General features: G+C 72.6%; 26 protein-coding genes and 1 riboswitch. Of the genes, 14 read left to right on the top strand and 12 right to left on the bottom strand.

Annotated elements, in window-relative coordinates; genetic code table 11:
* Window positions 1-58 precede the first annotated feature (58 nt).
* Genes ACH0BZ_RS00425 through ACH0BZ_RS00400 form a run of 6 tightly spaced genes read left to right on the top strand, consistent with a single transcriptional unit; the run spans window position 59 to window position 6,583 of the window.
* Window positions 59-3,091, top strand: coding sequence for a Na+/H+ antiporter subunit A (locus tag ACH0BZ_RS00425; RefSeq protein ID WP_406895879.1), 3,033 nt, complete (start codon window positions 59-61; stop codon window positions 3,089-3,091).
* The gene (locus tag ACH0BZ_RS00420; protein ID WP_406895878.1) at window positions 3,088-3,636 is read left to right on the top strand and encodes a Na(+)/H(+) antiporter subunit C; all 549 of its coding nucleotides are present in this window, start codon (window positions 3,088-3,090) and stop codon (window positions 3,634-3,636) included. The genes ACH0BZ_RS00425 and ACH0BZ_RS00420 overlap by 4 nt, the downstream gene beginning before the upstream one ends.
* Window positions 3,633-5,258 carry a Na+/H+ antiporter subunit D gene (locus ACH0BZ_RS00415; protein WP_406895877.1) on the top strand — a complete coding sequence of 542 codons (1,626 nt, stop codon included), beginning with the start codon at window positions 3,633-3,635 and terminating at the stop codon, window positions 5,256-5,258. Before ACH0BZ_RS00420 ends, ACH0BZ_RS00415 begins: the two co-directional genes overlap by 4 nt.
* 1 nt (window position 5,259) lies before the next feature.
* The gene (locus ACH0BZ_RS00410; protein ID WP_406895876.1) at window positions 5,260-5,934 is read left to right on the top strand and encodes a Na+/H+ antiporter subunit E; all 675 of its coding nucleotides are present in this window, start codon (window positions 5,260-5,262) and stop codon (window positions 5,932-5,934) included.
* Window positions 5,931-6,224 (top strand): monovalent cation/H+ antiporter complex subunit F, encoded by a 294-nt coding sequence (locus ACH0BZ_RS00405; RefSeq protein ID WP_406895875.1) that lies wholly within the window; start codon window positions 5,931-5,933, stop codon window positions 6,222-6,224. Before ACH0BZ_RS00410 ends, ACH0BZ_RS00405 begins: the two co-directional genes overlap by 4 nt.
* Window positions 6,221-6,583, top strand: coding sequence for a monovalent cation/H(+) antiporter subunit G (locus ACH0BZ_RS00400; protein ID WP_406895874.1), 363 nt, complete (start codon window positions 6,221-6,223; stop codon window positions 6,581-6,583). Before ACH0BZ_RS00405 ends, ACH0BZ_RS00400 begins: the two co-directional genes overlap by 4 nt.
* An 88-nt stretch (window positions 6,584-6,671) precedes the next feature.
* Here ACH0BZ_RS00400 and ACH0BZ_RS00395 read toward each other — a convergent pair whose 3' ends face one another.
* The 3 genes from ACH0BZ_RS00395 to ACH0BZ_RS00385 form a co-directional block, all read right to left on the bottom strand.
* Complete coding sequence (locus ACH0BZ_RS00395; protein WP_406895873.1) at window positions 6,672-6,968, bottom strand: hypothetical protein; 297 nt, start codon at window positions 6,966-6,968, stop codon at window positions 6,672-6,674.
* An 87-nt stretch (window positions 6,969-7,055) separates the two neighbouring features.
* Window positions 7,056-7,751, bottom strand: coding sequence for a LytR C-terminal domain-containing protein (locus ACH0BZ_RS00390; RefSeq protein WP_406895872.1), 696 nt, complete (start codon window positions 7,749-7,751; stop codon window positions 7,056-7,058).
* Window positions 7,752-7,766: 15 nt separating this feature from the next.
* Window positions 7,767-8,108, bottom strand: coding sequence for a DUF3263 domain-containing protein (locus ACH0BZ_RS00385; protein WP_406895871.1), 342 nt, complete (start codon window positions 8,106-8,108; stop codon window positions 7,767-7,769).
* Window positions 8,109-8,242: 134 nt separating this feature from the next.
* On the opposite strand from ACH0BZ_RS00385, the gene ACH0BZ_RS00380 reads away from it, so the two are divergent.
* The 4 genes from ACH0BZ_RS00380 to ppk2 all read left to right on the top strand — a co-directional run bounded on the left by ACH0BZ_RS00380 (window position 8,243) and on the right by ppk2 (window position 11,921).
* Window positions 8,243-8,902, top strand: coding sequence for a peptide deformylase (locus ACH0BZ_RS00380; protein WP_406895870.1), 660 nt, complete (start codon window positions 8,243-8,245; stop codon window positions 8,900-8,902).
* Window positions 8,895-10,013: a GNAT family N-acetyltransferase gene (locus tag ACH0BZ_RS00375; RefSeq protein WP_406895868.1), complete on the top strand. Its 1,119-nt coding sequence runs from the start codon at window positions 8,895-8,897 to the stop codon at window positions 10,011-10,013. The genes ACH0BZ_RS00380 and ACH0BZ_RS00375 overlap by 8 nt, the downstream gene beginning before the upstream one ends.
* Before the next feature lie 148 nt (window positions 10,014-10,161).
* Complete coding sequence (locus ACH0BZ_RS00370) at window positions 10,162-10,962, top strand: exodeoxyribonuclease III (RefSeq protein ID WP_406895866.1); 801 nt, start codon at window positions 10,162-10,164, stop codon at window positions 10,960-10,962.
* 65 nt (window positions 10,963-11,027) lie between these two features.
* Complete coding sequence (gene ppk2 / locus ACH0BZ_RS00365; protein ID WP_406895865.1) at window positions 11,028-11,921, top strand: polyphosphate kinase 2; 894 nt, start codon at window positions 11,028-11,030, stop codon at window positions 11,919-11,921.
* Window positions 11,922-11,961: 40 nt separating this feature from the next.
* Here ppk2 and ACH0BZ_RS00360 read toward each other — a convergent pair whose 3' ends face one another.
* On the bottom strand, window positions 11,962-12,258 hold the full coding sequence (locus ACH0BZ_RS00360; RefSeq protein ID WP_406895864.1) for a GNAT family N-acetyltransferase: 297 nt from the start codon (window positions 12,256-12,258) through the stop codon (window positions 11,962-11,964).
* A 195-nt stretch (window positions 12,259-12,453) separates the two neighbouring features.
* Window positions 12,454-12,568, top strand: a riboswitch (TPP riboswitch).
* Window positions 12,569-12,599: 31 nt separating this feature from the next.
* Here ACH0BZ_RS00360 and thiC point away from each other — a divergent pair.
* On the top strand, window positions 12,600-14,348 hold the full coding sequence (gene thiC, locus ACH0BZ_RS00355; RefSeq protein ID WP_406896319.1) for a phosphomethylpyrimidine synthase ThiC: 1,749 nt from the start codon (window positions 12,600-12,602) through the stop codon (window positions 14,346-14,348).
* 51 nt (window positions 14,349-14,399) lie between these two features.
* Here the strand turns inward: thiC and ACH0BZ_RS00350 are convergent, their stop codons facing one another.
* The 3 genes from ACH0BZ_RS00350 to ACH0BZ_RS00340 form a co-directional block, all read right to left on the bottom strand.
* Window positions 14,400-15,626 carry a CapA family protein gene (locus ACH0BZ_RS00350; protein WP_406895863.1) on the bottom strand — a complete coding sequence of 409 codons (1,227 nt, stop codon included), beginning with the start codon at window positions 15,624-15,626 and terminating at the stop codon, window positions 14,400-14,402.
* Window positions 15,627-15,781: 155 nt separating this feature from the next.
* Window positions 15,782-16,564: an ABC transporter permease gene (locus ACH0BZ_RS00345; protein WP_406895862.1), complete on the bottom strand. Its 783-nt coding sequence runs from the start codon at window positions 16,562-16,564 to the stop codon at window positions 15,782-15,784.
* A complete protein-coding gene (locus ACH0BZ_RS00340; protein ID WP_406895861.1) occupies window positions 16,561-17,475 on the bottom strand; it encodes an ABC transporter ATP-binding protein in 915 nt (304 codons plus the stop codon). The genes ACH0BZ_RS00345 and ACH0BZ_RS00340 overlap by 4 nt, the downstream gene beginning before the upstream one ends.
* Window positions 17,476-17,572: 97 nt before the next feature.
* Between ACH0BZ_RS00340 and ACH0BZ_RS00335 the strand changes: the two genes are divergently transcribed.
* A complete protein-coding gene (locus ACH0BZ_RS00335) occupies window positions 17,573-18,223 on the top strand; it encodes a DUF1707 domain-containing protein (RefSeq protein WP_406895860.1) in 651 nt (216 codons plus the stop codon).
* Between the two features lie 6 nt (window positions 18,224-18,229).
* On the opposite strand, the gene ACH0BZ_RS00330 is transcribed toward ACH0BZ_RS00335, so the two are convergent.
* The 3 genes from ACH0BZ_RS00330 to thiO form a co-directional block, all read right to left on the bottom strand.
* On the bottom strand, window positions 18,230-18,985 hold the full coding sequence (locus ACH0BZ_RS00330) for a thiazole synthase (protein WP_406896318.1): 756 nt from the start codon (window positions 18,983-18,985) through the stop codon (window positions 18,230-18,232).
* 73 nt (window positions 18,986-19,058) lie between these two features.
* Window positions 19,059-19,259 (bottom strand): sulfur carrier protein ThiS, encoded by a 201-nt coding sequence (thiS, locus tag ACH0BZ_RS00325; RefSeq protein WP_406895859.1) that lies wholly within the window; start codon window positions 19,257-19,259, stop codon window positions 19,059-19,061.
* Between the two features lie 58 nt (window positions 19,260-19,317).
* Entirely contained in the window at window positions 19,318-20,511 is a 1,194-nt protein-coding gene (thiO, locus tag ACH0BZ_RS00320; protein ID WP_406895858.1) for a glycine oxidase ThiO, read from the bottom strand.
* Window positions 20,512-20,669: 158 nt separating this feature from the next.
* On the opposite strand from thiO, the gene thiE reads away from it, so the two are divergent.
* The gene (thiE, locus tag ACH0BZ_RS00315) at window positions 20,670-21,443 is read left to right on the top strand and encodes a thiamine phosphate synthase (RefSeq protein WP_406895856.1); all 774 of its coding nucleotides are present in this window, start codon (window positions 20,670-20,672) and stop codon (window positions 21,441-21,443) included.
* Window positions 21,444-21,636: 193 nt separating this feature from the next.
* Here thiE and ACH0BZ_RS00310 read toward each other — a convergent pair whose 3' ends face one another.
* Together ACH0BZ_RS00310 and ACH0BZ_RS00305 are read right to left on the bottom strand one after the other, a co-directional pair.
* Window positions 21,637-23,424 (bottom strand): alkaline phosphatase D family protein, encoded by a 1,788-nt coding sequence (locus tag ACH0BZ_RS00310; protein ID WP_406895855.1) that lies wholly within the window; start codon window positions 23,422-23,424, stop codon window positions 21,637-21,639.
* A 78-nt stretch (window positions 23,425-23,502) separates the two neighbouring features.
* The gene (locus ACH0BZ_RS00305) at window positions 23,503-24,534 is read right to left on the bottom strand and encodes an NUDIX domain-containing protein (RefSeq protein ID WP_406896316.1); all 1,032 of its coding nucleotides are present in this window, start codon (window positions 24,532-24,534) and stop codon (window positions 23,503-23,505) included.
* 163 nt (window positions 24,535-24,697) lie between these two features.
* On the opposite strand from ACH0BZ_RS00305, the gene ACH0BZ_RS00300 reads away from it, so the two are divergent.
* Entirely contained in the window at window positions 24,698-26,110 is a 1,413-nt protein-coding gene (locus ACH0BZ_RS00300) for a hypothetical protein (protein ID WP_406895853.1), read from the top strand.
* The last annotated feature ends 9 nt before the right edge of the window (window positions 26,111-26,119 follow it).

Raw genomic sequence — 26,119 nt, 5'->3', positions numbered from 1 at the left:
CAACGGCGGGCCCACCCGTGCCCGGGCCACTGTAGCGACGGACCGAGAGGAGCCGCCGGTGATCGTGATCCTCGCGGCCCACGCCGTGGCCGCCCTGATCGCGATCCCACTGGTGTTGCGCCTCGGCCGCCGCGCCTTCCCGCTCCTCGCGCTGGTCCCCGCAGCCGGTGCCGTGTGGGTGGCGGCGAACCTCGACGGCGTCCCCACCGAGTCGCTCCCCTGGGCCCCCGGCATCCACCTCGCGCTGAACCTGCGCATGGACGCGCTCTCCGCGCTCATGGCGCTCATCGCCCTGGGCATCGGCGCGCTCGTCCTGTTCTACTGCGGCTGGTACTTCGACGACGAAGAGCCCCGCCTGCACCTCTTCGCGGCCGAACTCGTGGCCTTTGCCGGCGTCATGTTCGGCCTGGTCGTGGCCGACAACATGGTGCTGCTCTACATCTTCTGGGAGATCACCTCCGTCCTGAGCTTCCTGCTCGTCGGCCACTACGCCGAACGCGCCACCGCCCGGCGTGCCGCCACGCAGGCGCTGCTCGTCACCACCCTCGGCGGGCTGGCGATGCTCGTCGGCGTGGTGATCCTCGGGCGGTCCACCGGCTCGTACCTGCTCAGCGACGTGCTCGCCGACCCGCCCGGCGGACCGGCCGTGCACTGGGCGCTGGTGCTGGTCATCGTGGGCGCGGCCAGCAAGTCGGCCATCGCCCCGCTGCACTTCTGGCTCCCGGGCGCCATGTCGGCGCCCACCCCGGTGAGCGCGTACCTGCACTCCGCGGCCATGGTCAAGGCCGGCGTCTTCCTCGTGGCGCGGCTCTCCCCGGCCCTGTCCGGCTCCTCCACGTGGCAGCTCCCGCTCGTCGTGCTGGGCGTGGTCTCCCTGCTCATGGCCGGCTGGCGCGCCCTGCGCGAGACCGACCTCAAGCTCATCCTGGCCTTCGGCACCGTCAGCCAGCTCGGGTTCCTGCTGGTGCTCGTGGGGATCGGTTCGCGCGACACCATGCTCGCCGGCCTCGCCATGCTGCTGGCACACTCGCTGTTCAAGTCGGCGCTGTTCATGTCGGTCGGCGTCATCGACTCGATCACCGGCACGCGCGACATCCGCGAGCTCTCCGGGCTCGCGCGCACCCACCGCCCCCTGGCCGTGATCTTCGCCGTGGCCGCCGCCTCCATGGCAGGCCTGCCGCCCCTGCTCGGGTTCATCGGCAAAGAGGCCGCGTTCGCCACGGTGCTCGAGGAGGAGCGGCTGCACGGGATGCCGTCGATGGTCGTCGTGGCCTGCCTCGTGGCCGGCTCGATCCTCACCTTCGCCTACACCGCTCGCCTGCTCATGGGCGCTTTCCGCGCCAAGCGCTCCTTCCCCGACGGAGTGAGCCCCGCCGTCGCCGACTCCCGCCGGGCCGGCCCGTTCTTCCTCGCCGTCCCTGCGGTCCTCGCCTCCGGCGGGCTCGTGCTGGGCCTGTGGTCCGCCCCGGTCGAGAAGCTGCTCGTCCGCTTTGTCGACCCCGCCTTCCCCGAGGGCAGCCCGTGGCGTGACACCGAGCCCTACCACCTGGGTCTGTGGCACGGATTCGAGATCCCACTCGCGCTCACCGCCGTGGTCTACGTGCTCGGCACGCTGCTGTACGTGGCGCAGCGAACGGTCGAGAAGATGCAGTTCACCTCCCCCGCGCTCGGCAACGCCGACCGGATCTACGACCTCGTGCTCAAGTGGGCGGACACCGCCTCGCTGCGCCTCACGGCGCTCACCCAGCGCGGCTCGCTGCCGCTCACGCTCGGCATCATCCTGTTCACGCTCGTCGTGTTCCCGTTCCTCTCGCTGCTCGCCGGCACCCGCGAGGGCCTGCGGATGGAACTGTCCGCCAACCCGGTGGTGCTCATCGTGCTGCTGCCCATGACGGTCGCCGCGCTCGCCGCCACCGTCCTGCGCAACCGCCTCGCGGCCGTGATCTGCATGTCCGTCACCGGCTACGGCGTCGCGGTGGTGTTCGCCTTCCACGGCGCCCCGGATCTCGCTCTCACGCAGGCGCTCGTCGAGACGCTCATGATGGTGACGTTCGTGCTGGTCCTGCGGACCATGCCCGCCGAGGTCCCGCTCTCCTCCACCTACCGCCGCCTTCGGGCCTGGCTCGGCATCGGCGTCGGCCTGCTCGTCGTGGTGGTGGGCGCCTACGCCATCAACGCCCGCCAGAACACCGCGGTGTCCACGGTGTTCCCGGACCTGGCCTACCGGATCGGCCACGGCGCCAACGCCGTCAACGTCACGCTGGTCGACCTCCGCGCCTGGGACACCATGGGCGAGGTCACCGTGCTGCTCGTCTCGGCCACCGGCATCGCCAGTCTCGTGTTCCGCAACCGCCGCTACGGCCCTGCGCCGCGCGTCGCCGACGTGAGCAAGACACGATCCGGCCGGCGCGACGCCGAGGCCGCCCGTGCGGCCGTCGAAGGTCCGGGCGCCACCCCCACCCGCTGGCTCGTGGGCGCCGCGGTGCGCGACCCGCGGGCCCGGTCGCTGGTGCTCGAGGTGACCACGCGGCTCATCTTCCCCACGATGATGGTCCTGTCCCTGTTCTTCTTCTTCACCGGCCACAACAACCCCGGCGGCGGGTTCGCCGGTGGCCTCGTCGCCGGCCTCGCGCTGGTCCTGCGCTACCTCGCCGGCGGCCGCTACGAGCTCGGCGAGGCCGTCCCCGTGGACGCCGGCCGCATCCTCGGCGTGGGCCTACTGCTGGCCGCCGGCACCGCCGCCGGCTCGATGGCGTTCGGCGCGCCCGCCCTGTCCAGCGCGATGTTCGAGTTCACGCTCCCGGTCTTCGGCCAGGTCAAGTTCGTCACCGCCCTGCTGTTCGACCTCGGTGTCTACCTCATCGTGGTGGGCCTGGTCCTGGACATCCTCCGCAGCCTCGGCGCACGCCTCGACCTCGACGAGGAGGACATCGAGGAACTGCGCGCCGTCTACGTGGACGCCACCGACAGCCCCTCCACCGCCGCCCTGCGGCAGGTGCCGGGGGTCGACGAGGACGCCGCCCGCACCGACCTCGTCGCCCGCCGCGAGGCCGCCGAGAACCAGGGCGCGCTCCCGGGAGGCACGTCATGACCGCCGACTTCGCCCTGCTGCTGCTCGCCGGCGTCCTCGCCGCCTGCGGCGTCTACCTGCTGCTCGAGCGCGCGATCATCAAGATCCTGCTCGGGATCATGATCCTGTCCAACGGCATCAACCTGCTCATCCTGGCCGCCGGCGGCCCGCCCGGGAACCCCCCGATCCGCGGCCGCGGCTGGGACGCGCACTCCACGGACTCCGACCCGTTGGCGCAGGCCATGATCCTCACCGCGATCGTCATCACCGCGGGCGTCGGGGCGTTCATCCTCGCCCTGGCCTACCGCTCGTACCAGTTCACCACCCTCGACGAGGTGGCCGACGACGCCGAGGACACCAAGATCGCCAAGCGCTCCCCCACCGACGCCTGGTCCGCCCCCGACCGCGACCGCTCCGACGACCACCTCACCGGCTCACCTACCGAGCTCGGCGACCAGGTGGACTACGACGACGACGAGCTTCACGACGGTCTCCCCGAGGCCGGCGAGACCACCACCGGGTCCCCCGGCCCCGAGACCGCCACCGGCCGGGAGGGGGACGCATGACGACCCAGGATCTCTTCGGCTACCTCATCCCGTCAGTCGTCCTCGGACCGCTGCTCGCGGCCGCCGCCTGCCTGGTGGTCTCGCGCCGTCCGCGGATCCAGAACATCATCACGATCGTCACCCTCACCGGCCTGCTCGTGGTGTCCGGCCTGCTCGTCTACCTCACCGACCAGCACGGCATGCACACCGTCCAGGTGGGCGGCTGGGACGCGCCCGTCGGGATCACGCTCGTCGCGGACCGGCTCAGCGCCATGATGCTGCTCGTCTCGTCGATCGTCCTGCTCTCGGTGATCATCTACGCCGTGGGCCAGGGTGTCCGGGACGGCGAGGGCGACCAGCCCGTGTCGATCTTCCTGCCCACCTACCTCGCCCTGGCCGCCGGCCTGGCGGCGGCGTTCATCGCCGGCGACCTGTTCAACCTCTTCGTGGGCTTCGAGATCCTGCTCGCCGCCTCCTACGTCCTGCTCACGCTGGGCGCCAGCCAGGAACGCGTCCGCGCGGGCGTGTCCTACACCGTCGTGTCGATGATGTCCTCGATGGTGTTCCTCCTGGGCATCGCCCTGGCCTACTCGGCCACCGGCACGCTCAACCTCGCCCAGCTGGCGATCCGCATGGCGGAGGTCCCGGACGGGCTCAAGGCGACGATCTTCGCCGTGTTCCTCGTGGGCTTCGGCATCAAGGCCGCCGTCTTCCCGCTCTCCACCTGGCTGCCGGACTCCTACCCCACCGCGCCCGCGCCCGTCACCGCCGTCTTCGCCGGCCTGCTCACCAAGGTCGGCGTCTACGCGATCATCCGGTTCCAGACGCTGGTGTTCCCCGGCGGGATGATGGACGACATCCTGCTCGTCGCGGCGCTGCTCACGATGCTCGTCGGCATCCTCGGCGCCATCGCGCAGTCCGACATCAAGCGAATCCTGTCGTTCACCCTCGTCAGCCACATCGGCTACATGATCTTCGGCGTGGCCCTGTCCACCGAGGCCGGCCTGAGCGCGGCCATCTACTACGTCGGCCACCACATCATCGTGCAGACCACGCTCTTCCTCGTGGTGGGCCTCATCGAGCGGCAGGCCGGCTCGTCGTCACTCCGTCGGCTGGGCTCCCTCGCCGTCGCCAGCCCCGTCCTGGCCGTGACCTTCCTCGTCCCGGCCCTCAACCTGGGCGGCATCCCACCGTTCACCGGGTTCATCGGCAAGCTCGCCGTCATCCAGGCCGGCGCCGATCTCGGGGGCGCGCTGGTGTGGGTGCTCGTCGCCGGCTCCGTGGTGACCAGCCTGCTCACCCTGTACGTGGTGGTCCGCGTGTGGTCCAAGGCGTTCTGGCGGCCCCGCGCCGACGCCCCCGAGGGCTCGCTCGTGCTGGCCAAGCCGCTCGCCCTGCTCCCCTCCGACGAGTACGTGGAGTTCGACGAGCGCGAGGAGGTCGGGCGTATGCCGCTGAGCATGCTCGGGCCGACGATCGGCCTCGTGGTGGTCTCCCTGCTCATGACCGTGTTCGCCGGCCCGCTCCTGGGGATCACCGACCGCGCCGCCGAGACCCTCATAGACCGGCAGGAGTACCTGGTGACCGTCCCCGCCGACGCCACCCCCGGCCGCCACGTCGATTCACTGACGGGGGTGCGCTGACGTGTACGACACCACCGGAACCCCCGGCCGCCCCCGCCTCGACGCGCGGGTCGCGGGCTCGCGCATGTTCATGAGCCTGTGGCTCACCTTCGCCTGGGTCATGCTCTGGGGCACCCTCGAGATCGGCACCATCGCCGCCGGCTTCCTCGTGGCGCTCACCGTGATGCTGCTGCTGCCGTTGCCCCGGGTCCCCGTCGAGGGGCTCGTGCGGCCGATCTCCACGATCTGGCTCCTGATCGTGATCGCCTACTTCCTCGTCCGGTCCTCGCTGCAGGTCGCCTGGCTGTCCGTCCGGCCGGCGCCGCCGCCCCGGGCCGCCGTCCTGCCGGCGCCCATGCGCCTCAAGTCCGACTTCTGCCTGGCTCTGGCCGTCAACACGCTCAACCTCATGCCCGGCGGCATCGTGGTGCGTGTCGACCCACTGGCCCGCTACGTGTACGTCCACGTCCTCGACGCCGGCTCCGACGCCGCCATCGAGCGGTTCCACACCCAGGTCGCGACCATCGAACGGCTCTACGTCCGCGCCTTCGAGCGCCCCGAGGACTGGCGGCACAGCCCCGCCCCCTACATCGCGCCCACCGAGGAGTACGAGGGCGAGGAGTTCCGCGACACCCCCGCCCAGGAGACCATCCCGGACCGCCGCGGCCCGGCCGGACACGAGGAGGGCATCCGATGAGCATCACCATGCTGCTCTGGTCCGGCGCCGTCGTGGCGCTCGGCATCGCGCTGTTCCTCACCATGGTGCGGATGCTCGCCGGGCCGTCCACCCTCGACCGGCTGATCTCCCTGGACATGCTCGCCGCCACCGCCCAGTGCGGCATCGGCGTGTACATCGCCTGGACCAAGGACACCACCCCGGCCGCCGCGCTCGTCGCGCTCGCACTGGTCGCGTTCCTCGGCTCCGTGTCGGTGGCGCGGTTCCGCGTGGACGACGACGAGGGACTCCCCGAGGAGGCCAACCGATGACCGCGATCCTCGAGGTGGTGGCCGCGCTCTTCGTCTTTGCCGGCGCCCTGCTCGTCCTGGCCAGCGCCGTGGGCCTGGTGCGATTCCGCGACACCCTCAGCCGCATGCACCCCGCCGCCAAGCCGCAGGTCCTCGGTCTGGTCCTCGTGCTCTTCGGGGCCGGCCTGCGGATCGTCCCCCACGTGGACCTCGGCATGCTCGTCATCACCGCGATCGTCGCCGTGTGCACCGCGCCTGTCATCGCCAACCGCGTCGGCAACCTCGCCTACCGCGAGAGCGTCGAGGACGGCACCATCACCCACGAGGCCCCGCCGACCCTGGAGACCCCCACCGGCGACGACGAGGCGCGCGACCGCTGACCCCCGGGCGGCCCCGGATACACCGAGCCCCGCCAACCCTGACGGGCGGCGGGGCTCAAGCGGTGCGCCCGGGGGCGCGACCAGGGGATCAGGGGGCGGGCTGCTGCTCGACCGGGACCTGCTGCTGCGCGGCGCCGTCGGCCGGGGCCTCGCCCTCCGCGGGGGCCTCGCCCTCGGCGCCCTCGGGCGCGCTGGTCTCCGTGGTGGCCTCCTCCGACGTCGACGTCTCGGCCTTGGGCTCCTCGGAGTAGGTGGGGAGCGTGTACGGCGCGTCCGGGTCCGCCGGCTGCTGGTTGGGCGGGCTGCACGCCGTCACCGCAGAGGCGGCGAGCGCGAGGGCGGGAGCCGCGACCAGGAGGCGGCGGGCGGTCTGACGCGGGGCCATGTGGGCTCCTTCGAATCCGGGAGGCTTCATGAGGCTGTGTTCACGATCCCGCGAGGCGGGCGCGCCTGCACATCATATCCTCAGGCGTCAGCGGTCGAGGTCCTGGGTGACGATCACGATGACGCCGGGGGTGTCCACCGCCAGATCGGAGGGCCGGGGCTCGGCCGTGATGCCGAGCTGCGCGGCGATCGCCTCCGCGGCTTCCTGCTCCCCCGGACCGGGCCCGTAGTAGGCGGTGGACACTGGGACCACGCCACGGTTCGACGGCATGTTGGCCACGTCCTCGACCGCGAAGCCGGCATTGCGGAGCGTGTCGCCCGTGCGCGCCGCCAGGCCCGTGACGTTGCTGTTGTTGAACACCTGCACCGGCACCGCGGACGCCTGGCCTGCGCCCGGCGCCGCGCCCGGGGCCTGGCCGTCCTGGCCGCCCTGGCCGTTGGCCGGGACAGCCGCGGGGTCCTGCTCGTCCGGGACGGTGTCGCCGCCCTCGGGCGCCTGGCCGTCGGCGTTCGCCGGGTCGCCCGCGGGCTGGTCGCCGTCGGCCCGGCCCTCGGCGGGGGCGCCCTCCTGCGAGGTGGTGGCCTGGTCGGCGGTCGTGGTCGCGTCGTCCTCGCCGCCGAACAACTGGACCAGCCCCACACCGATCGCCACCACGACGGCGGCGAGGAGCACCATGGCGATCGCCCGGTACGGGGGACCGGTCGGCTCGCCGGGGTCGTACCCGTCGGCGTTCCCGTGCCGGTCCGCGGGGTCGTGCTGCGTGGTCTCGGGATGGGGGCTCACGCCGGTGAGTGTAGGTCAGTCGAGGCGCATTCCCAGGTTGCGCGCCGCGCGTGCCTTCTGACGGCTGCTGCGCATCCTGCGGAGCCGCTTGACCAGAAGGGGGTCCGCGGCGAGCGCCTCCGGGCGGTCGATGAGCCCGTTGAGGATCTGGAAGTACCGGGTGCCGGACATGTCGAAGCGCTGCCGGATGGCCTCCTCCTTGGAGCCGGCGAACTTCCACCACTGGCGCTCGAACTCGAGCATGGCCTGGTCGCGGTCCGACAGGACCGGGTCGGCCGCGTGGAGCTCGGCGTCCGCGGCCGCGTCGCCGTGGGCCCGGTCCTGGTCCTGCGACGACATCGCGTGGGCGGCGCCCATACGCACCTCCTGTGCTCGGGGTCCGGCGTGGTGCAGACCGGCTCGGGAACCGGGGGTCACACCGTTGTGATTCCCCCGCATTCAACCACGCCGCACCGACAGGACGCAGCCCCGTGCACCTAGAATCGTCTCCCATGGCCGTCCTGCCCATCGTCATCCTCGGTGATCCCGCGCTCCACACCCCCACCGAGCCCGTCACCGAGTCCCCCGAAGAACTCCGCGGGCTCGTCGAGGACCTCTACGAGACGATGGACGCCGCCAACGGCGTGGGCCTGGCCGCCAACCAGGTGGGCATCCGCAAGCGCGTGTTCGTCTACGACTGCCCCGACCTGGACACCGAGGACGGCGGCCAGCTCTCCCGCGAGGAGGTCGACGCCCGCGGCGGCTGGATCACCCGCCGCGGCTGCGTGGTCAACCCGGTGCTCGAGACCTCCGAGATCCCCGAGACGATGCCGGACCCGGAGGACGACCTCGAGGGCTGTCTGTCCGTCCCCGGCGAGAACTTCCCCCGCGGCCGCGCCTGGTGGGCCCGGGTCACCGGCACCGACGAGCACGGGGAGCCGGTTTCGATCGAGGGGTACGGCCTGTTCGCCCGCTGCCTCCAGCACGAGGTGGGCCACCTCGACGGCTTCCTCTACACCGACGGCCTCATCGGCCGGAACCGCAAGGCCGCCAAGCGCGCCATCCGCGACAACGGCTGGGGCGTGCCCGGCCTGAGCTGGGACCCGGCGTCGGACCCCGATCCGTTCGGCGGGGACGAGGATGACGACGAGGACGCGGTCGCGGATGCCTGAGGCGGACCCGGGGCCCGACGGCCGGGGCCACTCTGACCGGGGCCTGTCCGACCGCTCCCGCTGGAACGCGGGGCGCCGCATCGACGTGGGCGAACGCGTCGTGGTCCGCCGGCACCTCCGCGACGGCGAGACCTCACACCTGTACACCGACGTCATCGGACACGTCGTGGCGCTCGAGCCCGAGCTGGTGGTGCGGCGCGACTCCGGCGACGCGGCCGGAGAGGAACTGCGGATCCCGGACGCCGACATCGCCGTCCTCAAGGTCCTGCCCCCGCGGGTCGTGCGCAACCGCGACATCCGGGCCCGCGAGTTCGCCGGCGCCCTGGCCTGGCCGGGCACCGAGTACGCGCTGGTCGACGGCTGGTTCTGCCGCGCCGGCGACGACTGGTCCTACCGCGGGGGCTCGGCCGTGCCCGTGCTGCCGTGGGCGAGCTGTGAGGACCTGGACGGCGTGCGCGACTGGTACGCCGCCCGCGGGCTGCCCCTGCGGTTCGCGGACGTGGCCCGACTCGTGGCGAGCGACCGGCTCGAGCTCGACGGCGCCCCGGTCGCCCCAGAGCGCCTCACCGTGGGGCGCGAGCTGCTGCTGTGCACCGCGGACAGCGCCACGCTCCTCGCCTCGGTCGACGACCGGCGCCGCGACGTGATGTTGGCCGAGGCTCCCGACGACGACTGGCTGGCCCTGTACCACGCGACCGCCGATCTCGACCCCGCGCGCGTGCGGCCCTCGATGCTCGCGACCGCCGGGCTCGGCGGTGCGGCCGAGCGTGACGGCACCGGCGGCGTAGCCGACGAACCGGGTCCCGGCGGGCACGCGGTCTTCGCACGCTTCGAGGAGGCGGGCTCGCTCGCCGCGATCGCGCGAGGGGCCGTCACCGCCGGCCCCGACGGGGTGCCGCGGGTGGCCGTCTCATGCGTCGAGACCGCCGACGCGCACCGACGCCGGGGCCTGGCCGAGGTGGTCACCGGCGCGCTCGTCGAGTGGGGCGTGGGTCTGGGCGCGCAGGAATGCCACCTCCACGTGTTCGCCGACAACGCCGCCGGCCGCGCCCTCTGGGCCAAGCTCGGCCTGGAGCCGCACCACACCCTGCGCCACGTCCAGGTCGACTGACCCTGCCGTCCCCTGGCCCGCCCCACCCCGCCTCCAGCCCACCCGAGAGGACGAGAACGGTCCAGGGCATGCTGCCGTGTCCGGGATTACCCACCTCCATCGTCCACCTCGACCCACGAGACATACCCCCGCGCAATAGACTGGGCACATGCGACTGGCCACCTGGAACGTCAACTCGATCAGGGCTCGACGGGACCGCGTCGTGGCCTGGCTCGAGCGCTCGGACGTGGACGTCCTGGCCATGCAGGAGACCAAGTGCAGGGACGAGCAGTTCCCGCACGAGGCGTTCGAGGAGATCGGCTACCACGTCGCCCACCACGGGCTGAGCCAGTGGAACGGTGTGGCCGTGGCCTCCCGGGTGGGGCTCGACGACGTGCGCCTGGGCTTCGACGGCATGCCGGGCTTCCACAAGGACCCCGAGCGGTCTCAGGACCCGGAGGCCCGCGCGATCTCCGCCGTGTGCGACGGCGTCCGCGTGTACAGTCTCTACGTGCCCAACGGCCGCGAGCTCGACGACCCGCACTACACCTACAAGCTCGAATGGCTGGCCCGGCTGCGCGACCACGCCAAGGCCTCCCTGATCGACGACGCCGACGCGCAGATCGCCCTCGTCGGCGACTGGAACGTGGCCCCGCAGGACGACGACGTGTGGGACATGGAGTTCTTCGACGGCAAGACCCACGTGTCACAGCCCGAGCGCGAGGCGTTCGCCGCGTTCGACGACGCCGGCTTCCGCGAGGTCACCCGCGAGTTCACACCCGGCCCGGGCGTCTACACCTACTGGGACTACACGCAGCTGCGCTTCCCCAAGAAGCAGGGAATGCGGATCGACTTCCAACTCCACTCACCTGCGCTGGCGGCCCGCGTCACCGGCGCGAGCATCGACCGCGAGGAACGGAAGGGCAAGGGCGCCTCGGATCACGCCCCCGTCGTCGTCGACCTCGAATAGCCGCGGCACCACCTCGCCGTCACCCAGCCACCCCCGCCCCCCATCCGCCCTCCAGAGAGGTACCGATGTCCACCTTCGAACTCCGCCACTACATCGACAAGCTGCGCGCGGAGGGCTACACGGTCCGCGACGACCACGGCGAGGACCCGGACCTCATCGACATCAACGGCAACGCCGTCGACACCTGGCGGGAGAACTACCCGTACAACAAGCGCCTCGACCGCGCCCAGTACGAGGTGGAGAAGTACCTTCTGCAGATCGAGCTGCTCAAGTTCCAGAACTGGCAGTCCGAGTCGGGCCACCGGCACGTCATCGTGTTCGAGGGCCGCGACGCCGCCGGCAAGGGCGGCACCATCAAGCGGTTCACCGAGTTCATCAACGTGCGGCAGGCGCGCGTGGTGGCGCTGGTCAAGCCCACCGAGACCGAGATGTACCAGTGGTACTTCCAGCGGTACGTCAATCACCTGCCAACCCGCGGGGAACTCGTGATGTTCGACCGCTCCTGGTACAACCGCGCCGGCGTCGAGCGCGTCATGGGCTTCTGCACCGACGACCAGTACGAGGTCTTCATGGAGCAGGCCCCCATGTTCGAGAAGATGCTCGTCGACTCGGGCATCGGGCTGACCAAGTTCTGGTTCTCTGTGACCCAGGAGGAACAGAAGACCCGCTTCGCGATCCGCCAACTCGACCCCGTGCGCCGCTGGAAGCTCTCCCCCATGGATCTCGAGTCGCTGGACAAGTGGGACAAGTACACCGACGCCAAGGAGGAGATGTTCCGGCGAACAGACACCGACTGGGCGCCGTGGATCACCATCAAATCCAACGACAAGAAGCGCGCCCGCATCAACGCCCTGCGCTACTTCCTCAACAAGTTCGACTACCCGGAGAAGGACTCGCAGGTCGTGTTCGACCCGGACCCGAAGATCGTCAAGCGCGGCAAGGACGCCGTCGGCGACTGAGCCCGGGCCTCCCGGCCACCCCGAAATCGGCGGGGGCGGGTCAGGCGGCGGCGACGAGCAACTGGTATTCGGGGAAGCGGGTGAGGAAGCGGCGGACGTAACTGCAGACGGGACGGATCTTGTGCCCGTCGAGGCGCATGCGCGTGAGCACGAGGCTCACCAGCAGGCGCGCGATGCCCTGCTGCCCGTACTCCTCCTCGACGACGGTGTGCAGGAGGATGTAGACGTCGCCGTCGCGCTCGTAGCCCACGAGGCCCATGAACGTCTCGCGGTCCCACAGCTCGTACCGGTCCCGGTCGGGATTGTGGACGAGCATCATTGACGTGTCGCCGGACATCGGGTCTCCTCGGGTCAGGCTGTGTTCCGCCCGATCCTACTCGCGCCTGAACAGCCCGAGGTGATCTTGCGGAACGACCTCGGTGGTGACCCGGGCCGCGTGCCGCGGGCGAGCCGGTCCCCCACCACGAGGTTCTCGACGAACCACGTGGAGCGCCGCGCCGCCGGGTAGTGTCTGCGTCACAACTTCATAGCCATTCATCCACACGGGAGCCCGCCTCGGAGCGCGGGCTGAGAGGACGGCCGGCCGGGCCGTCGACCGTCGAACCTGTCCGGGTAATACCGGCGTAGGGAGATCAGGAACCCATGAGCACCACCATGCCCGAGGGCGGTCGCGCCTTCATGCCCACCGTCAGCCCCGAGGAACTGGAGTCGCTCAGCGGCGGCAGGGGCCCCGGCGAGCGCAACGCCGCGCCCGTGGACTCCGTGACGTGCGGCCCCATCCACTCCAGCCGCAAGGCGTACCTCGACGTGCCGTGCGACGGCGCGGGGCCCGACGGCGTCCTGCGCGTCCCCGTGCGCCGCATCGACCTCACCGACGGCACGACCTTCGACGTGTACGACACCTCGGGGCCCTACACCGGATATGACGACGACGAGGCCTGCCACGACCTGGCGGCGGGCCTGCCCCGGACCCGGGCCGACTGGACGTATCCGGAGCCGGCCCCCGCTTCGGAGAGCGACGCGACCGCTGTCCGGACCCAGCTCGCGTGGGCGCGGGCGGGGCACATCACGCCGGAGATGCGCTTCATCGCCGCCCGCGAGGGCTTCGATCCCGAGGTGGTGCGCGAGGAGGTGGCCGCCGGCCGCGCCGTCATCCCGGCCAACCACCGCCACCCGGAGAGCGAGCCGATGATCATCGGCAAGCGTTTCATGACCAAGGTCAACGCCAACATCGGCAACTCGGCCGTGACGAGCTCGATCGCCGAGGAGGTCGAGAAGATGGTGTGGGCCACCCGCTGGGGCGCCGACACCGTCATGGACCTGTCGACCGGCAAGGACATCCACGCCACCCGCGAGTGGATCCTGCGCAACTCCCCCGTACCGATCGGCACCGTGCCGATCTACCAGGCGCTGGAGAAGGTGAACGGCGATCCCACCAAGCTCACGTGGGAGCTGTACCGGGACACCGTGATCGAGCAGTGCGAGCAGGGCGTGGACTACATGACCGTCCACGCCGGCGTGTTGCTGCGCTACGTGCCGCTCGCCGCCAAGCGCGTGACGGGCATCGTCTCGCGCGGCGGGTCGATCATGGCCGCGTGGTGCCTGGCCCACCACCAGGAGTCGTTCCTCTACACCCACTTCGCCGAGCTGTGCGAGATCCTCGCTCGCTACGACGTGACCTTCTCCCTCGGCGACGGCCTGCGGCCCGGCTCGATCGCCGACGCCAACGACGAGGCCCAGTTCGCCGAGCTGCGCACCCTGGGCGAGCTGACGACGATCGCCAAGTCACACGGCGTGCAGGTGATGATCGAGGGCCCCGGCCACGTGCCCATGGACAAGATCGTGGAGAACGTGCGGCTCGAGGAACAGTGGTGCGAGGAGGCGCCGTTCTACACCCTCGGCCCGCTGGCCACCGACATCGCGCCGGGCTACGACCACATCACCTCGGCGATCGGCGCCGCCCGCATCGCCGAGGCCGGCACCGCGATGCTCTGCTACGTCACCCCCAAGGAGCACCTGGGGCTGCCGAACCGGGACGACGTCAAGACCGGCGTCATCACGTACAAGATCGCCGCGCACTCGGCGGACCTGGCCAAGGGGCACCCGGGCGCGCAGCGCCGCGACGACGCGCTGAGCACCGCCCGGTTCGAATTCCGCTGGCGTGACCAGTTCGCGCTCGCGCTAGACCCGGACACGGCGATCGAATACCACGACGAGACGCTGCCGGCCGAGCCCGCCAAGACCGCCCACTTCTGCTCCATGTGCGGGCCGAAGTTCTGCTCGATGCGGATCTCGCAGGACATCCGCGACTACGCCGCCGAGCACGGCCTGGAGACCGTCGAGGCGATCGAGGCGGGCATGGCCGAGAAGTCCGCCGAGTTCACCGAGGCCGGCGGGCGGGTGTACCTGCCGATCGAGGGCCGCTAGCGCGGCAGGTGCGCACTGTGAGGTGTGATCACCCCTCGCAGTGCGCACCTGCTACGGAGTAGCCCTCGCCGGCGTGCACTCGCGTGCGGCCTCGAAGGTCTGTTGGAGCCGCTGCGTGGTGTAGGCGTCCTGGCGGCGAGGGATGCCGTCACCCTCGATGAGCATCGCGTCCCAGTCCGCGTCGGTGACCAGCGGCCGGTCGGGGCGGGGGCGTGGCGCGTCGGCTCCCTCCGAGCCGTCCGTGGCCGGGACGTCGACGGTCACCGTGAGCACGCCGGTGTGCCCGGCGGGCTCGCTGGACATGTAGTAGACGAAGTTGCCGAGCCCGTAATGGACGTAGGCGTCGCCCACCCAGCCGGCGCCGTTGACGCGGTGCGCGTGGTCGCCCAGGATCACGTCGGCGCCCGCGGCCTCGAGCGCGGCGGCGGTCTCGATCGCGGCGTCGCCGGGGCAGGTGTACCCCTCGGCGCCCATGTGCATGTACACCACCACGACGTCGGCCTCCTCGCGGGCCGTCCGGACCTCGCGCAGGAGCCGGTCGCGCGGGATCGCGGAGGCGATGCCCGGCTTCAAGGGCCCCGCCGCGTTATAGGTGAGCGTCTCCTCGACGATCTGCGAGGCGGTGAGGAAGGCGACCTTCACGCCGCGGACCTCGGTGATCCACGGGGCGAACGCCTCGTCGGCATCCCGCCCGATGCCGATCACCGGGATCGGCGAGGCCGCTCGTGCCGCGAGCGTGTCCTCCAGCCCGACGGAGCCGAAGTCGACGGCGTGGTTGTTGGCCATGGACACCACGTCCACGCCCGCGCCCGCCACGGCCCGCAGCGCGCTCGCCGGGGCCCGCCAGGTGAACGGCTTGCCCGGGTACGGGCTACCCCGCTCGGTGAGCGCGGTCTCGAGGTTGGCCATCGCCAGGTCGGCGCTGCCCAGGCCGTCGCGCAACTCGGCGAGGGAATGCGGGTCGCGGGCGAGCGGGGCGAGGTGGTTCTCGAAGTGGATGTCGCCGGCGAAGGCCAGCGTGATCCGCTCGGCCGGGCGGGCGTGTCCGCCCGGCGTACCCTCCGCCGGCGCGTCGACGTTGTCGCCGTCCGCCCAGCCCTCCTTCGCCCCGACGACGACACCTGCGGCGATCGCGGCACCCGCCACGAGCCCCACGACGAGCCCGGCGCCGAAACCGGCCGCCACGAGTCGACGACGTGACCGGGCGCGCGACGAGACCCGGGCCCGACGCGCCGCCTCGTCACGCGCCCTGGACGCAGGGGTGGAGAACGTCGACATGATCCCACGCAGACTATCGGCCCGGCCGTCCGCTCTGGAAATCCCGCTGCGCCACGGGGCAACCGCAGCACCCTCCCGGGGGCCGGGATCACACCGCGGGGTGGATGCGCCGGGCCTTCTTCGAGCCCCGATGCACAGGTCCTGACCGGCCCCTGTCAGGCGTCGCGGCGGAGCGTGAGCACCAGGCCGATCGCCCACAGGGCCACGCAGACCACGGCGAACCACATCAGGGCGGTTCCCGTCCCCCACGTAATGGAGCCCTTGGCGAAGTCGCCCTGGACCCAGTAGTCGGCGTTGGCGAACGGCATCCACCCGGCGAGCGTGTCGCCGATCCGCGGGATGAGGCCCACGAGCCCCTCGAGGGCGAGGGTCCACACGAGGAACAGCGAGATGGTGCCGGCGGCGTTGCGCATGATGTACGCCAGACCGACCACCGCGACCGTGCCGAGCGCGGCCTGGACGGAGAGGCGCCACAGGAACGTCAGCCCGTCGCCGGAGAACGGCGTCCAGGACTCGTTGCCGGACAGCGCCCCGGCCACGAGGAGCGCGAGGATCACCGACACGGCGGTGACGGCAGCGGAGAGCACCGCCAGCAGCGCCGTCTTGACCGCGACCACCGGCCACCGCCTGGGCACGGCGAGAAACGTGGCCTTGAGGGTGTGGTACCGGTACTCGCCGGTCACGGCGACGATCGCCGCGATCCATGAGAGGAAGAGGGTGAAGGCGCCCACGCCGAGGAGGGCGAACATCGGGTCGCTCCCGCCGCCGGGGGCGTCTGCCGCCACCTCGCCGTTCGTGGCGGTGGCGCCCGTGGCCGCCTGCTCGAACTGGCCGATGAGCGCGGCGAGGCCCACGCCGAGCACGATCGCCAGGCCGTAGAGCCAGTAGGCACTCTTGGTGGAGGTGAGCTTGATCCACTCGGACCGAAGCAGCGTCATCGGGTGGCCTCCTGACCGTGGTACTCGACGTCGTCTCCGGCGAGCGACATGAACGCCTCCTCGAGCGACGCGCGCTTCTCGTGGAGCTCGTGGACGGTCACGCCGAGACTCGCGGCGAAGTCGCCCACCCAGGTCGCCGTGGTGCCGGGCAGGTGGAACACGCCGACGGCGGTGTCGTAGGTTGCCTCGATCCCCTCCTCCTGCGCTGCGACGGCGAACTCCCGCTGGTGGGGGGTGCGGAAGATCACCGTGGCGGCGCCCCGAGAGAGGAACTCGTCCACGGAGGCCTGGGCGCGGAGTCGGCCGCGGCCGATCACCACGAGGTCCTGCGCCGTCTGCGACATCTCCGAGAGCAGGTGGCTCGAGACGAGCACCGTGCGCCCCTCGGCAGCCCGGGCGTGCATGAACTGGCGGATCCACAAGATCCCCTCCGGGTCCAGGCCGTTGACGGGCTCGTCGAAGAGCAGGACCTCAGGGTCGCCGAGCATCGCGGCGGCCAGGCCGAGGCGCTGGCGCATGCCGAGGGAGTAGCCGCCGACCTTCCGGCCCGCGACGTCGGACAGGCCCACGAGACCCAGCATCTCGTCTACGCGGGTCGCGGGGATCCCGCCGGCCGCCGCGAGCATCCTGAGGTGCGCGTGCGCCGAGCGGTTCGCGTGCGTCCACGAGGCGTCGAGCAGACAGCCGACCGTGCGCATGGGGTCGTCGAGCCGGTCGTAGGGCACGCCGTTGACCAGCGCCTCACCCGACGTGGGGCGGTCCAGGCCCACGATCATCCGCATCGTGGTGGACTTGCCGGCGCCGTTGGGGCCGAGGAAGCCGGTGACGACACCGGGCCGCACCGAGAAGGTGAGATCGTCCACGGCGGTGGCGGCGCCGTAGCGTTTGGTCAGGTTGCGCACCTCGATCATGCGCTCCAGTGTGCCTGGCGGACCGCCCAGGCCGGGGCGCCCACCCCGAATGGCCGCCATCTGACGACGCCGGCCCGGTCCACCTACCCTCGGGGCCATGGATGACGCCACGCCCGATCCCGACCGCGATCTGCCCGCCCTGCGCGCCTCGGACACCGAGCGGCACGCCACCGCCGAGATCCTGCGGCAGGCCTACTCGGAGGGGCGGCTCAGCCTCGACGAATTCGACGAGCGCACGTCGCGGGCATACGAGGCCCGCTTCCGCTCCGACCTCGCCGGGCTCACGCGCGACCTCGTCCCGGCGGGCCACGAACCGCCGGTCGCGCCCGCGCACCGGCGCGCGCACGGGGCCGCCCCGGGCCGGCGCGTGACCGGCGGGTCGGGGCCGTCGGTCTCCCTCGCCGTCATGGGCGGCAGCGAGCGGGTCGGCACGTGGACCGTCCCGTCGACCCACACGGTCTTCGCGCTCATGGGCGGGGTCGAGCTCGACCTGCGCCAGGCGTCGCTGCAGGCGGACCACACCACCATCGTCGTCATTGCGATCATGGGCGGCGTGGAGGTCCTCGTGCCGGACGACGTGCAGATCGAGGTGGACGGCGTCGGCCTCATGGGCGGGTTCGGTGAGGACCGGGGCCCGTGGAAGACCGACCCGCGGCCCGTCCGCCAGGCCCCGCCCGGGGCGCCGACGGTCCGCGTCACCGGACTGGCGCTGATGGGCGGCGTCGGCGTGCGGCGGGTGCCGCGGTAGCGGCGGTCAGTCGATCGGCGGGCTCGAGGCCTGCGCCCAGAACCGCTTGGGGATCCGGCCGGCGCGGCGCGCGGCGTACCCGGCGCGGACCGCCTCGCGCATCGCCGCCGCCATGAGCGGCGGGTGCTCGGCGCGGGTGACGGCGGTGGCGAGCAGGACGCCGTCGCAGCCCAGCTCCATGGCGAGCGCGGCGTCGGAGGCGGTGCCCAGGCCGGCGTCGCAGATCACCGGCACGCCGGCGCGTTCGACGATCATCTCGATGTTGTGTGGGTTACAGATCCCGAGGCCGGTCCCGATGGGGGCGCCCAGCGGCATGACGGCCGCGCATCCCACGTCCTCGAGGCGGCGGGCGAGCACCGGGTCGTCGGTGGTGTAGGGCAGCACGACGAAGCCGTCGTCCACCAGGTCCTCGGCGGCCTCGACGAGTTCCACGGCGTCGGGCAGGAGTGTCCGCTCATCGGCGATCACCTCGAGCTTGACCCAGTTGGTGCCCAGCGCCTCCCGCGCCAGCCGCGCGGTCTTGACGGCCTCCGCGGCGCCGCGGCACCCGGCGGTGTTGGGCAACGGGCGGATGCCGAGTTCTCCGAGCAGCCCGAGCAGGCCGACGCCGTCCGAGCCGAGACGCAGGTCCACCTTGCGGATCGACACCGTGGTGAGCGCCGTGCCGGAGGCGACGAGCGCCTCGCGGAGGACCTCCTGGTTCCCGGCGCCGCCGGTGCCCATGATGAGCCGCGAGCCGACCTCCTCGCCCGCGATGACCAGCGGAGAGTCGAGTACGGCTACCGGGTCGGTGGCGGCGCCGGGGGTGGGCTCGGGGCCGGGCCCGGGGGCAGGCTCAGCCACCCTGCACCGCCGCGAGGACGTCGACCTCCGCGCCCGCGCCGAGCGACGCGGTGTTCCACGTGGACGACGGCACCACGGCGCCGTCGACGGCTACGGCCACGCCCTCGTCGGGCAGGCCCAGGTCCTCGATCAGCGCCCGGACGGTCGCGCCGTCAGCCAGCGTCCGTTCCTCGCCGTTCACCGTGACGATCATGGGATCCCCTCCGTCTCTCGCGTCGTGGCACCCACCGTAGTCGGCCGCGGCGTGGGGCTCACCCGCGAACGAAGCGGTCCGAGCCGGCGAAGCGGTCCGGCCGGGCGGAGCGCGCGGCCTCCGGGACGGGCCGGCCGAGCAGCACGGCGACGGCCGCGTCGGCCGTCACCGGCGTGAGCGCGATCCCGTTGCGTCCGTGGCCCGTGGCGTGCACGATCCGCGGGTCGGCGGGGTCGGGACCGAGCAGCGGCAGGTTGTCCGGCGACATGGGGCGCAGGCCCGCGATGACCTCGGCGAACTCGTACTCGCCGAGCCCGGGGAAGACCGTCTCGGCGTCGGCCAGGAGATCGCGGACGCCGGCCACGGTGACCTGGCGGTCGTCGCCGTGCTCGTATTGGGTGGCGCCCACGACGATGCCGCCTTCGCGCGGCACGAGGTACAGCGGCCGGCCGCGCACGAAGGCGCGCACCACCCCGCGCGGCGGCTCCTCGCAGCCGGGCCGGGCCCGCAGGCGGATCACCTCGCCCTTGACCGGCCGCACCGGCAGCCCCGCGAGAGCAGCGGACCCGGCGCCGGCGGCCAGGATCACGCGATCGGCGTCGACGTCGTCGAGCCCCGACACCTCTCCCCGCACCCACCGGACGCCGGCAGCCCGACATGCGCGGGCCAGCGCGCGCAGCAGCAGGCGGTTGTCCACGGCGCCCTCGGTGTCCATGCGGTAGGCGGCGCGCGCGACGCGGGCCAACGACGGCTCGGCCGCACGGAGGTCGCGGCGGGTCACGCGGCGGACGTCGGCCCCGGTCACACCGCCCGGCACGGCGCGGCCCGCGGCCCAGGTCATGGCCAGCTCGAGGTCGCGGGCGTCGGCCTCGTCCACGGCGAGCAGATGGGTGTGCGCGGCACTGCGGATCGGCGGGCCCGGCGCGCGGTGGGGCTCGAGGTCGGCGAGGAAGCCCGGCCATCGACGCAGCGAATCCACGCCCAGCGCGAACACGGCGTCCTCCCCCGGCCACGCTTCGCTGAACGGCGCGAGCATGCCGCCGGCCACCCACGCGGCGCCGCCGGTGGGCACGCCGTCGGGACCGGCGTCGTCGGGCTCGTGGACGGTGATCTCGGCCGTCGCGCCCTCGACCGCCAGCGCCCGCGCCGCCGCCCACGCGCACGCCAGGCCGATCACCGAGCCGCCGACCACGGCGACGCGGCCGTGGCGAGGCGGCTGCGCGGGGGCGGGCCCGGCGGGTCCGGCGGTCATGGGAGCGAGCCTAGCGAGTCGGCCGAATCGTGAGTCGACCGAATGGTGAGGCGCCTGGGTCGTGAGGCGCCGGACAATGCACAACACCAGCTCGGGGGCCACTCGCACGATGCCGAGCGAATGTCGGGCACAACCGGGAATCGCCTACCGTTGCTGCCATGACCGCTCGCGCCTCCGCACGCGCCGCCCACTCGGACCGCGCCGCCCGCCTCCGCGCCCGTCTCACCGACGCCCGCCTCTACCTGTGCATCGACGCACGCCGGCACCTCGAGGCCGCAGCCCGCGAACAGGGTTGGTCAGGCGAGTTCCCCGCGCTGCGCCGGGACGTGTCGGCAGCCCTGGCCGGCGGGGTGGACATCGTGCAGCTGCGCGACAAGAACTCGCCCGGCGAGCGCGAGCACGGCCCGCTCGAGGCGGCGTTCGAGCTCGCCGCGCTCGCCGAGATACGGGACATCTGCGAGGAGTACGGCGCGCTGCTCGCCGTCAACGACAGGGCGGACATCGCGGCGGCCGCCGGCGCCGATGTGCTGCACCTGGGGCAGGACGACCTGCCGCTGGACTGGGCGCGCAGGATCGTCGGTGACGACGTGGTGATCGGCCGCTCGTGCCACGCGGCGGACGAGGTGGACGCGGCCGCGGCGGACCCGCGGATCGACTACTACTGCACGGGCCCGGTGTGGCCCACGCCCACCAAGCCCGGGCGGCCGGCGCCGGGGCTGAGCCTGGTGCGACACGCGGCCGGGCAGGGCGGGGCCGACAGGGCCGACGGGGCGGCGAAGCCGTGGTTCGCGATCGGCGGGATCAGCCACGAGAACCTGCCCGACGTCCTCGACGCGGGCGCGAGCCGGGTGGTGGTGGTCCGCGCGATCACCGATGCCGCCGACCCGGTCGACGCGGCTTCCGCGCTGCGGGTGGCGCTCCCCTCGCCCTGAACCGCGTCCGAGACCGGCATGCACGCCCCCAGCGGAGACCCGACCTGCCGCTTCGTACGCACAAGCACACCAAATGAGCCAGATCCCCTGAACCAACGGCACATATGTGTACGAAGCGGAGAGGCGGCGGGCGGCGTGGGCGGCGTGGGGCGTGGGGGCGGCCTCTCCGGGGCTCAGCCCGTGAGCGACTTGGTCAGCGTCCGCCGTAGGACCTGGCGCGGCTTGCGCTCGCCGTCGTCGCCCTTGCCCTTCTTGTGCCCCCACGTCCCGGGCGCGAGCCCCGGTACATAGGTGAGCACGCGGCCGAGCCCGGCGGCGGCCATTCGACGCGCGCGTGGTCGACCTCGACGGTGGCCTCGCGGTCGCGCAGGACGAGGGTCATGACCCCGTTGTCGAACCAGATCCCATCGGTCACGTCCCACCGGACCTGCGGGTCGCGTACACCGACGGCGGCGGACAGCCGGCGCGCGACGCGCAGCACGGGCTCGGTCAGCGCGAGCCGGTTGACCGCCCGAATCGACTTCTGTAGAGGATTGCGGTAGGGCGACATGGTGAGTTGGTGGACCCGCGTGGGCGAGTCGGCCACCTCGGGCGCGGTGAGCTCCACGGACTCGATGTAGGAACAGTGCACGTCGCCGGCCAGCACGAGGATCGACGCCGGGGCCCGCCCCGCGGCGCCGCGACCGGCGGCCACGTCGGTGAGCAGGCCCACCAGGTCGTCGAAGCTGTTGCGGAAAGCCGCCCAGTGCTCGAGGTCCACGGCCAGGCGTATCCACTCCCCGACCCGCGCGGTCCACGGCTTGTCCGGCCGGTCGCGGCTCACGGCCTCGTTCCAGCCCTCGATGTGGTGCAGCGCCGGGATCATGAACGCCGGCAGCGACGAGCCGATCACGAGGTGGTCCACGTCGGCGTCGAGGCACACCTGCCGCGTCCACTCCCACTCGTCGTGGTCCATCACCCGCCGGTCCTCGGGGTCGAGGTGCCGGGACGCGCGCACGTCGAGCATCACCACCCGCACGCGGCCGAAGTCGCGGTGGAAGCTCCACTGCGCAGTGCCCCGCCGGGAGTCGGCGCGCACGGAGAAGTCGGCGAGGATCCCCTCGCGCTCGGCGTCGTCGGCCGCCGTGCGCAACCGCTGGTACACCTCGTTGCCCTCGAGCTCGCGCGGCGAGAGGTTGCCGAGGTGCTGGTAGACGAAGTAACTGGAGAAGGCGCCGAATACGCGGTCGTCCCACCACGGCTGGGCGGTCATCTCGCGCCGCCACGCGTGGGAGGAGTTCCAGTCGTCGCGCAGGTCGTGGTCGTCGAGGATCATGCAGCTCGGCACGGTCGAGAGCAGCCAGCGCACGTCCGGGTCGCGCCACGACTCGTGGTAGAGCCATGAGTACTCCTCGAAGTCGCAGATCTCCTGCGAGACGTCGCGGTCGCCGCCCTCGCCCGCCGAGTCGCGCACCGACTGCGGGCCGAGGCCGGCCTCCCGGCGCTCGGCGAGCCGCTCGGTGATCGCCTCGCTCGGGATGTCGGCGTACACCTGGTCGCCGAGCAGCAGCATCGCGTCCGGCCACTCCTCGTGCGGGGTGTCGGCCATCTGGTGGGCCAGCGCCACCAGGGCGTCGGCGCCGATCTTCCGCAGGGTCTGCGGGGACTGGCTCTCGCCGCGGCGGCAGGAGCCGAAGGACAGGCGCACCACGTCGTCGTCACGGGGCGTGCGGATGACGCTCGGCCGCTCCGGATCCTGGGGCCACACCGTCACCCCGTCCAGAGCCACCTCGTACGGCGTCTCGGTGCCTCGCTCGAGGTCGGACAGATGCAGGAGCGCGAAGTGGTGGCCGTGCACGCCCCACGTCGGCTCGATCACCTCGGCCCCGCCGGCGCGGATCGTGACCCGGCACGGCGCGGACGTCTCGACCCACACGGTCGCATCGGTCTCGTCGACGTACCGCAGCACCGGTCCGACGAGGATCTCCGGCGGCTGTCTCATGCGGTCCAGTGTGCCCCCGTCGGCGGGATCCGTCAGCCGCTGCGGGCTGGTGGCGCCGGCCGGGGAGGGCGCGGAGCCTCACCTCAGAAGTGCCCGGGGCCCGACGACGAGGACCTCGTCCGCGAGCCGGGAGCGCAGGCCACGGTCGGCCGTCACCACGACGACACGGCGGGCCCCCGCCGCCGGCGCGTCGTCCGCCGCCGGCGCCCCGACCGCGCCGGCCGCCAACGCCGCTGCGAGGTCGACGATCACGTCGTCCCCCGAGCCCGGGGCGTGGTGGACGGCGAACGGGCCACCGTGCTCGGCCGCGCGGGCCGCGCCCTCGAGCACCGCGTGCGCCCGCGCCACCCAGCCGAAGCGCGCGTCGGGCAACTCGAGGGTGCGGGGGAGCCCGGCGCCGAGCTCGTCGAGCAGCCGGGCCGTGGCCCCGGCGCGGTCGCGCCACCAGCCGTCCGGGCGCGAGCCCAGCACGTTGGCCACGTCCACCACGAGCTCGACCGGCTCGGTGCGCAGGCCGTCCTCCCACGCCCGGGCGAACGCGGGCATGAGAGGCATGGTGGCCACCTCGTCCTCGCGCACCCACCGCAGCTCCAGGCTCTCGTTGTTGGGAACGGTCGCCAGCGGCCGCCGCGCGTCGGCGAACACCGTGGTGTAGGTCCACTCCACCTCGTCGGTCGACACCTGCTCGAGCGGCGGGACGTCCACCGGCCGGCCGTCGCGGCTGTCCGGGAGCCGCTGGTCGGCCCGCATCGTGCGCAGCACCTCCGCCAGGTGGCGGGCGTCCACGCCGGGCCGGTGCCAGACGGTGCCGGTCATCCGGGAGGTCACCCGCTCCGCCCGGACCGTGACGTCCGCCGGCCGGACCTCGGCCTCCTCCTCCGTCTCCCGCAGTGCGGCAGTGGCGGCGTCCTCGTGGGAGTCCCGCGCGCCGCCGGGCAGCGCCCACGTGTCTCCGGAGGCGGTCCACACCGCGCGGTGCTGCAGCAGCACCATCGGGACGGCAGGGTCGGCCGGATCCGCGGTGCGCAGGAGCAGGCCGGCGGCGCCGAAGCGGCCCCACCGGCGGGCGCCGTCGGCCGAGACGACCCAGCCGTTGCCGTCGCCGTGGATGTCGCTCGCGGTCATGCGACCCCCTTTCACCTCTCCGGCCCGACCCCGCCGCGCGGGCGGGATCGCCGGACTCCCCGACCAGTCTGCCCGACGCCGCGTCGCGGACTCACTAGCCTGGTAGCCACGCCCGCCGAGTGTCCGCCGGCGGCGGGGATCCCGGGAGGTGAGCGCCGCGATGGACACCGACGCCCCTGCGCGCCCGGCAGCAGGCCCGCCCGCGACCCCGACCGCCCCCGTACCCGCGTCCCCCGAGGAGGGCGGCCCGCCCCGCCACCCCGTACGCCGCCGGGCGGGCCGGCTCTGGCACGACGTTCTCACCACCCCGGGGCGCATGACCGCGTTCGCGCTGGCCGCGATCCTCGTCGTCCTCTTCGCCGGGATCGTCGCGTCCACCACCATCACCAACCGCCAGCAGCACCACGAGACCCTGCTGGCCGAGGCCGAGCCCGTCGCCAACGCCTCCCAGACCCTGTACAGCTCGCTGACTATCGCGGACTCCGCCGCCAACACCGCCTTCATCACCGGCGGGATCGAGCCGGCCGAACTCCGCGACCGCTACCTGCAGGCGATCGCCACCTCGTCGTCGGCCCTCATCGCCGCCTCGCAGGGCATCGACCGCACCGACGAGGAGTCCATCGACCAGATCGCCCACATCAACGCCCAGCTCACCACCTACACCGGGCTCGTCGAGACGGCACGGACCAACAACCGCGTCGCCAACCCGGTGGGCTCGGCGTACCTGGCGTCGGCGTCCTCGCTCATGCAGGACACGATCCTGCCCGCCGCGGCCGACCTCTACGACCGCCAGTCCTCGTCGGTGGGCGACCCGGACCGCGAGTGGTCCTCCCCGCCGTGGGGCTCGTTCGCGCTGCTCGGCACGGCCGTGGTGGTACTGGTCCTGCTGCAGCACTGGCTGTGGACGCTCACCGGGCGCCGGATCAACCCGGCGCTCGCGCTGGCCACCATCTTCGTCATCGGCACCTTCCTTCTCACCATGATCGCCGGGTTCCTCGCCGCCAACGACAACGCCAAGGGCCTGTCCGAGGGTGCCGCGCCCATGAACGAGCTCACCCGGCAGCGCATCAACGCCCAGAAGGTGCGCGCACAGGAGACGCTCAACCTGGTCCGCCGCACCGACCCCGAGGGCTCCACCGCCGAAAGAGCCGAGACCCTGGGCGGCGTCCGCGCCTCGCTGACCGTCTACCTCGACTCGGAGGAGCCCGGAACCGGGCGGATCAGCCTGGACGACGACGGCGCCGTCACCGACGCGATCGCCGCGCTCGACGACTGGATGGCGGCCCAGAACCGCGCCGACTCGCTCTACCAGCAGGGCGACTACCAGGGCGCCATCGCCATCTCCTCCGGCCGCCGGCCCGGCGACTCGGGTGCCGCGTTCGACGCCTTCGACGAGGCGATGCAGGAGGCCATCGAGGAGGCCCGCGAGACGCTGCGCACCCGCATCGACAACGCCCGCCGCACGTCCTCGAGCGGGCCGGACCTCATCGTTGCCCTCTCCACGCTGGCTGCGTTCGCCGTGCTCGCCGGCATCGCGCCCCGGATCCGGGAGTACCTGTGACGGCCCGGG

It is taken from the genome of Dietzia sp. 179-F 9C3 NHS, assembly GCF_045369825.1.
Taxonomy (GTDB): Bacteria; Actinomycetota; Actinomycetes; order Mycobacteriales; family Mycobacteriaceae; genus Dietzia.
This window is presented reverse-complemented; position numbering and strand designations above follow the sequence as displayed.

Coding starts and splice junctions, on each gene's coding strand:
- thiE (WP_406895856.1), top strand. CDS start 20,670: ATGACCGCTCGCGCCTCCGCACGCGCCGCCCACTCGGACCGCGCCGCC.
- thiO (WP_406895858.1), bottom strand. CDS start 20,511: ATGACCGCCGGACCCGCCGGGCCCGCCCCCGCGCAGCCGCCTCGCCAC.
- ACH0BZ_RS00340 (WP_406895861.1), bottom strand. CDS start 17,475: ATGATCGAGGTGCGCAACCTGACCAAACGCTACGGCGCCGCCACCGCC.
- ACH0BZ_RS00385 (WP_406895871.1), bottom strand. CDS start 8,108: ATGGGCGCCGCCCACGCGATGTCGTCGCAGGACCAGGACCGGGCCCAC.
- ACH0BZ_RS00375 (WP_406895868.1), top strand. CDS start 8,895: ATGCCTGAGGCGGACCCGGGGCCCGACGGCCGGGGCCACTCTGACCGG.
- thiS (WP_406895859.1), bottom strand. CDS start 19,259: ATGATCGTCACGGTGAACGGCGAGGAACGGACGCTGGCTGACGGCGCG.
- ACH0BZ_RS00400 (WP_406895874.1), top strand. CDS start 6,221: ATGACCGCGATCCTCGAGGTGGTGGCCGCGCTCTTCGTCTTTGCCGGC.
- ACH0BZ_RS00415 (WP_406895877.1), top strand. CDS start 3,633: ATGACGACCCAGGATCTCTTCGGCTACCTCATCCCGTCAGTCGTCCTC.
- ACH0BZ_RS00370 (WP_406895866.1), top strand. CDS start 10,162: ATGCGACTGGCCACCTGGAACGTCAACTCGATCAGGGCTCGACGGGAC.
- ACH0BZ_RS00335 (WP_406895860.1), top strand. CDS start 17,573: ATGGATGACGCCACGCCCGATCCCGACCGCGATCTGCCCGCCCTGCGC.
- ACH0BZ_RS00310 (WP_406895855.1), bottom strand. CDS start 23,424: ATGAGACAGCCGCCGGAGATCCTCGTCGGACCGGTGCTGCGGTACGTC.
- ACH0BZ_RS00360 (WP_406895864.1), bottom strand. CDS start 12,258: ATGTCCGGCGACACGTCAATGATGCTCGTCCACAATCCCGACCGGGAC.
- ACH0BZ_RS00380 (WP_406895870.1), top strand. CDS start 8,243: ATGGCCGTCCTGCCCATCGTCATCCTCGGTGATCCCGCGCTCCACACC.
- thiC (WP_406896319.1), top strand. CDS start 12,600: ATGCCCACCGTCAGCCCCGAGGAACTGGAGTCGCTCAGCGGCGGCAGG.
- ACH0BZ_RS00395 (WP_406895873.1), bottom strand. CDS start 6,968: ATGGCCCCGCGTCAGACCGCCCGCCGCCTCCTGGTCGCGGCTCCCGCC.
- ACH0BZ_RS00420 (WP_406895878.1), top strand. CDS start 3,088: ATGACCGCCGACTTCGCCCTGCTGCTGCTCGCCGGCGTCCTCGCCGCC.
- ACH0BZ_RS00345 (WP_406895862.1), bottom strand. CDS start 16,564: ATGACGCTGCTTCGGTCCGAGTGGATCAAGCTCACCTCCACCAAGAGT.
- ppk2 (WP_406895865.1), top strand. CDS start 11,028: ATGTCCACCTTCGAACTCCGCCACTACATCGACAAGCTGCGCGCGGAG.
- ACH0BZ_RS00405 (WP_406895875.1), top strand. CDS start 5,931: ATGAGCATCACCATGCTGCTCTGGTCCGGCGCCGTCGTGGCGCTCGGC.
- ACH0BZ_RS00350 (WP_406895863.1), bottom strand. CDS start 15,626: ATGTCGACGTTCTCCACCCCTGCGTCCAGGGCGCGTGACGAGGCGGCG.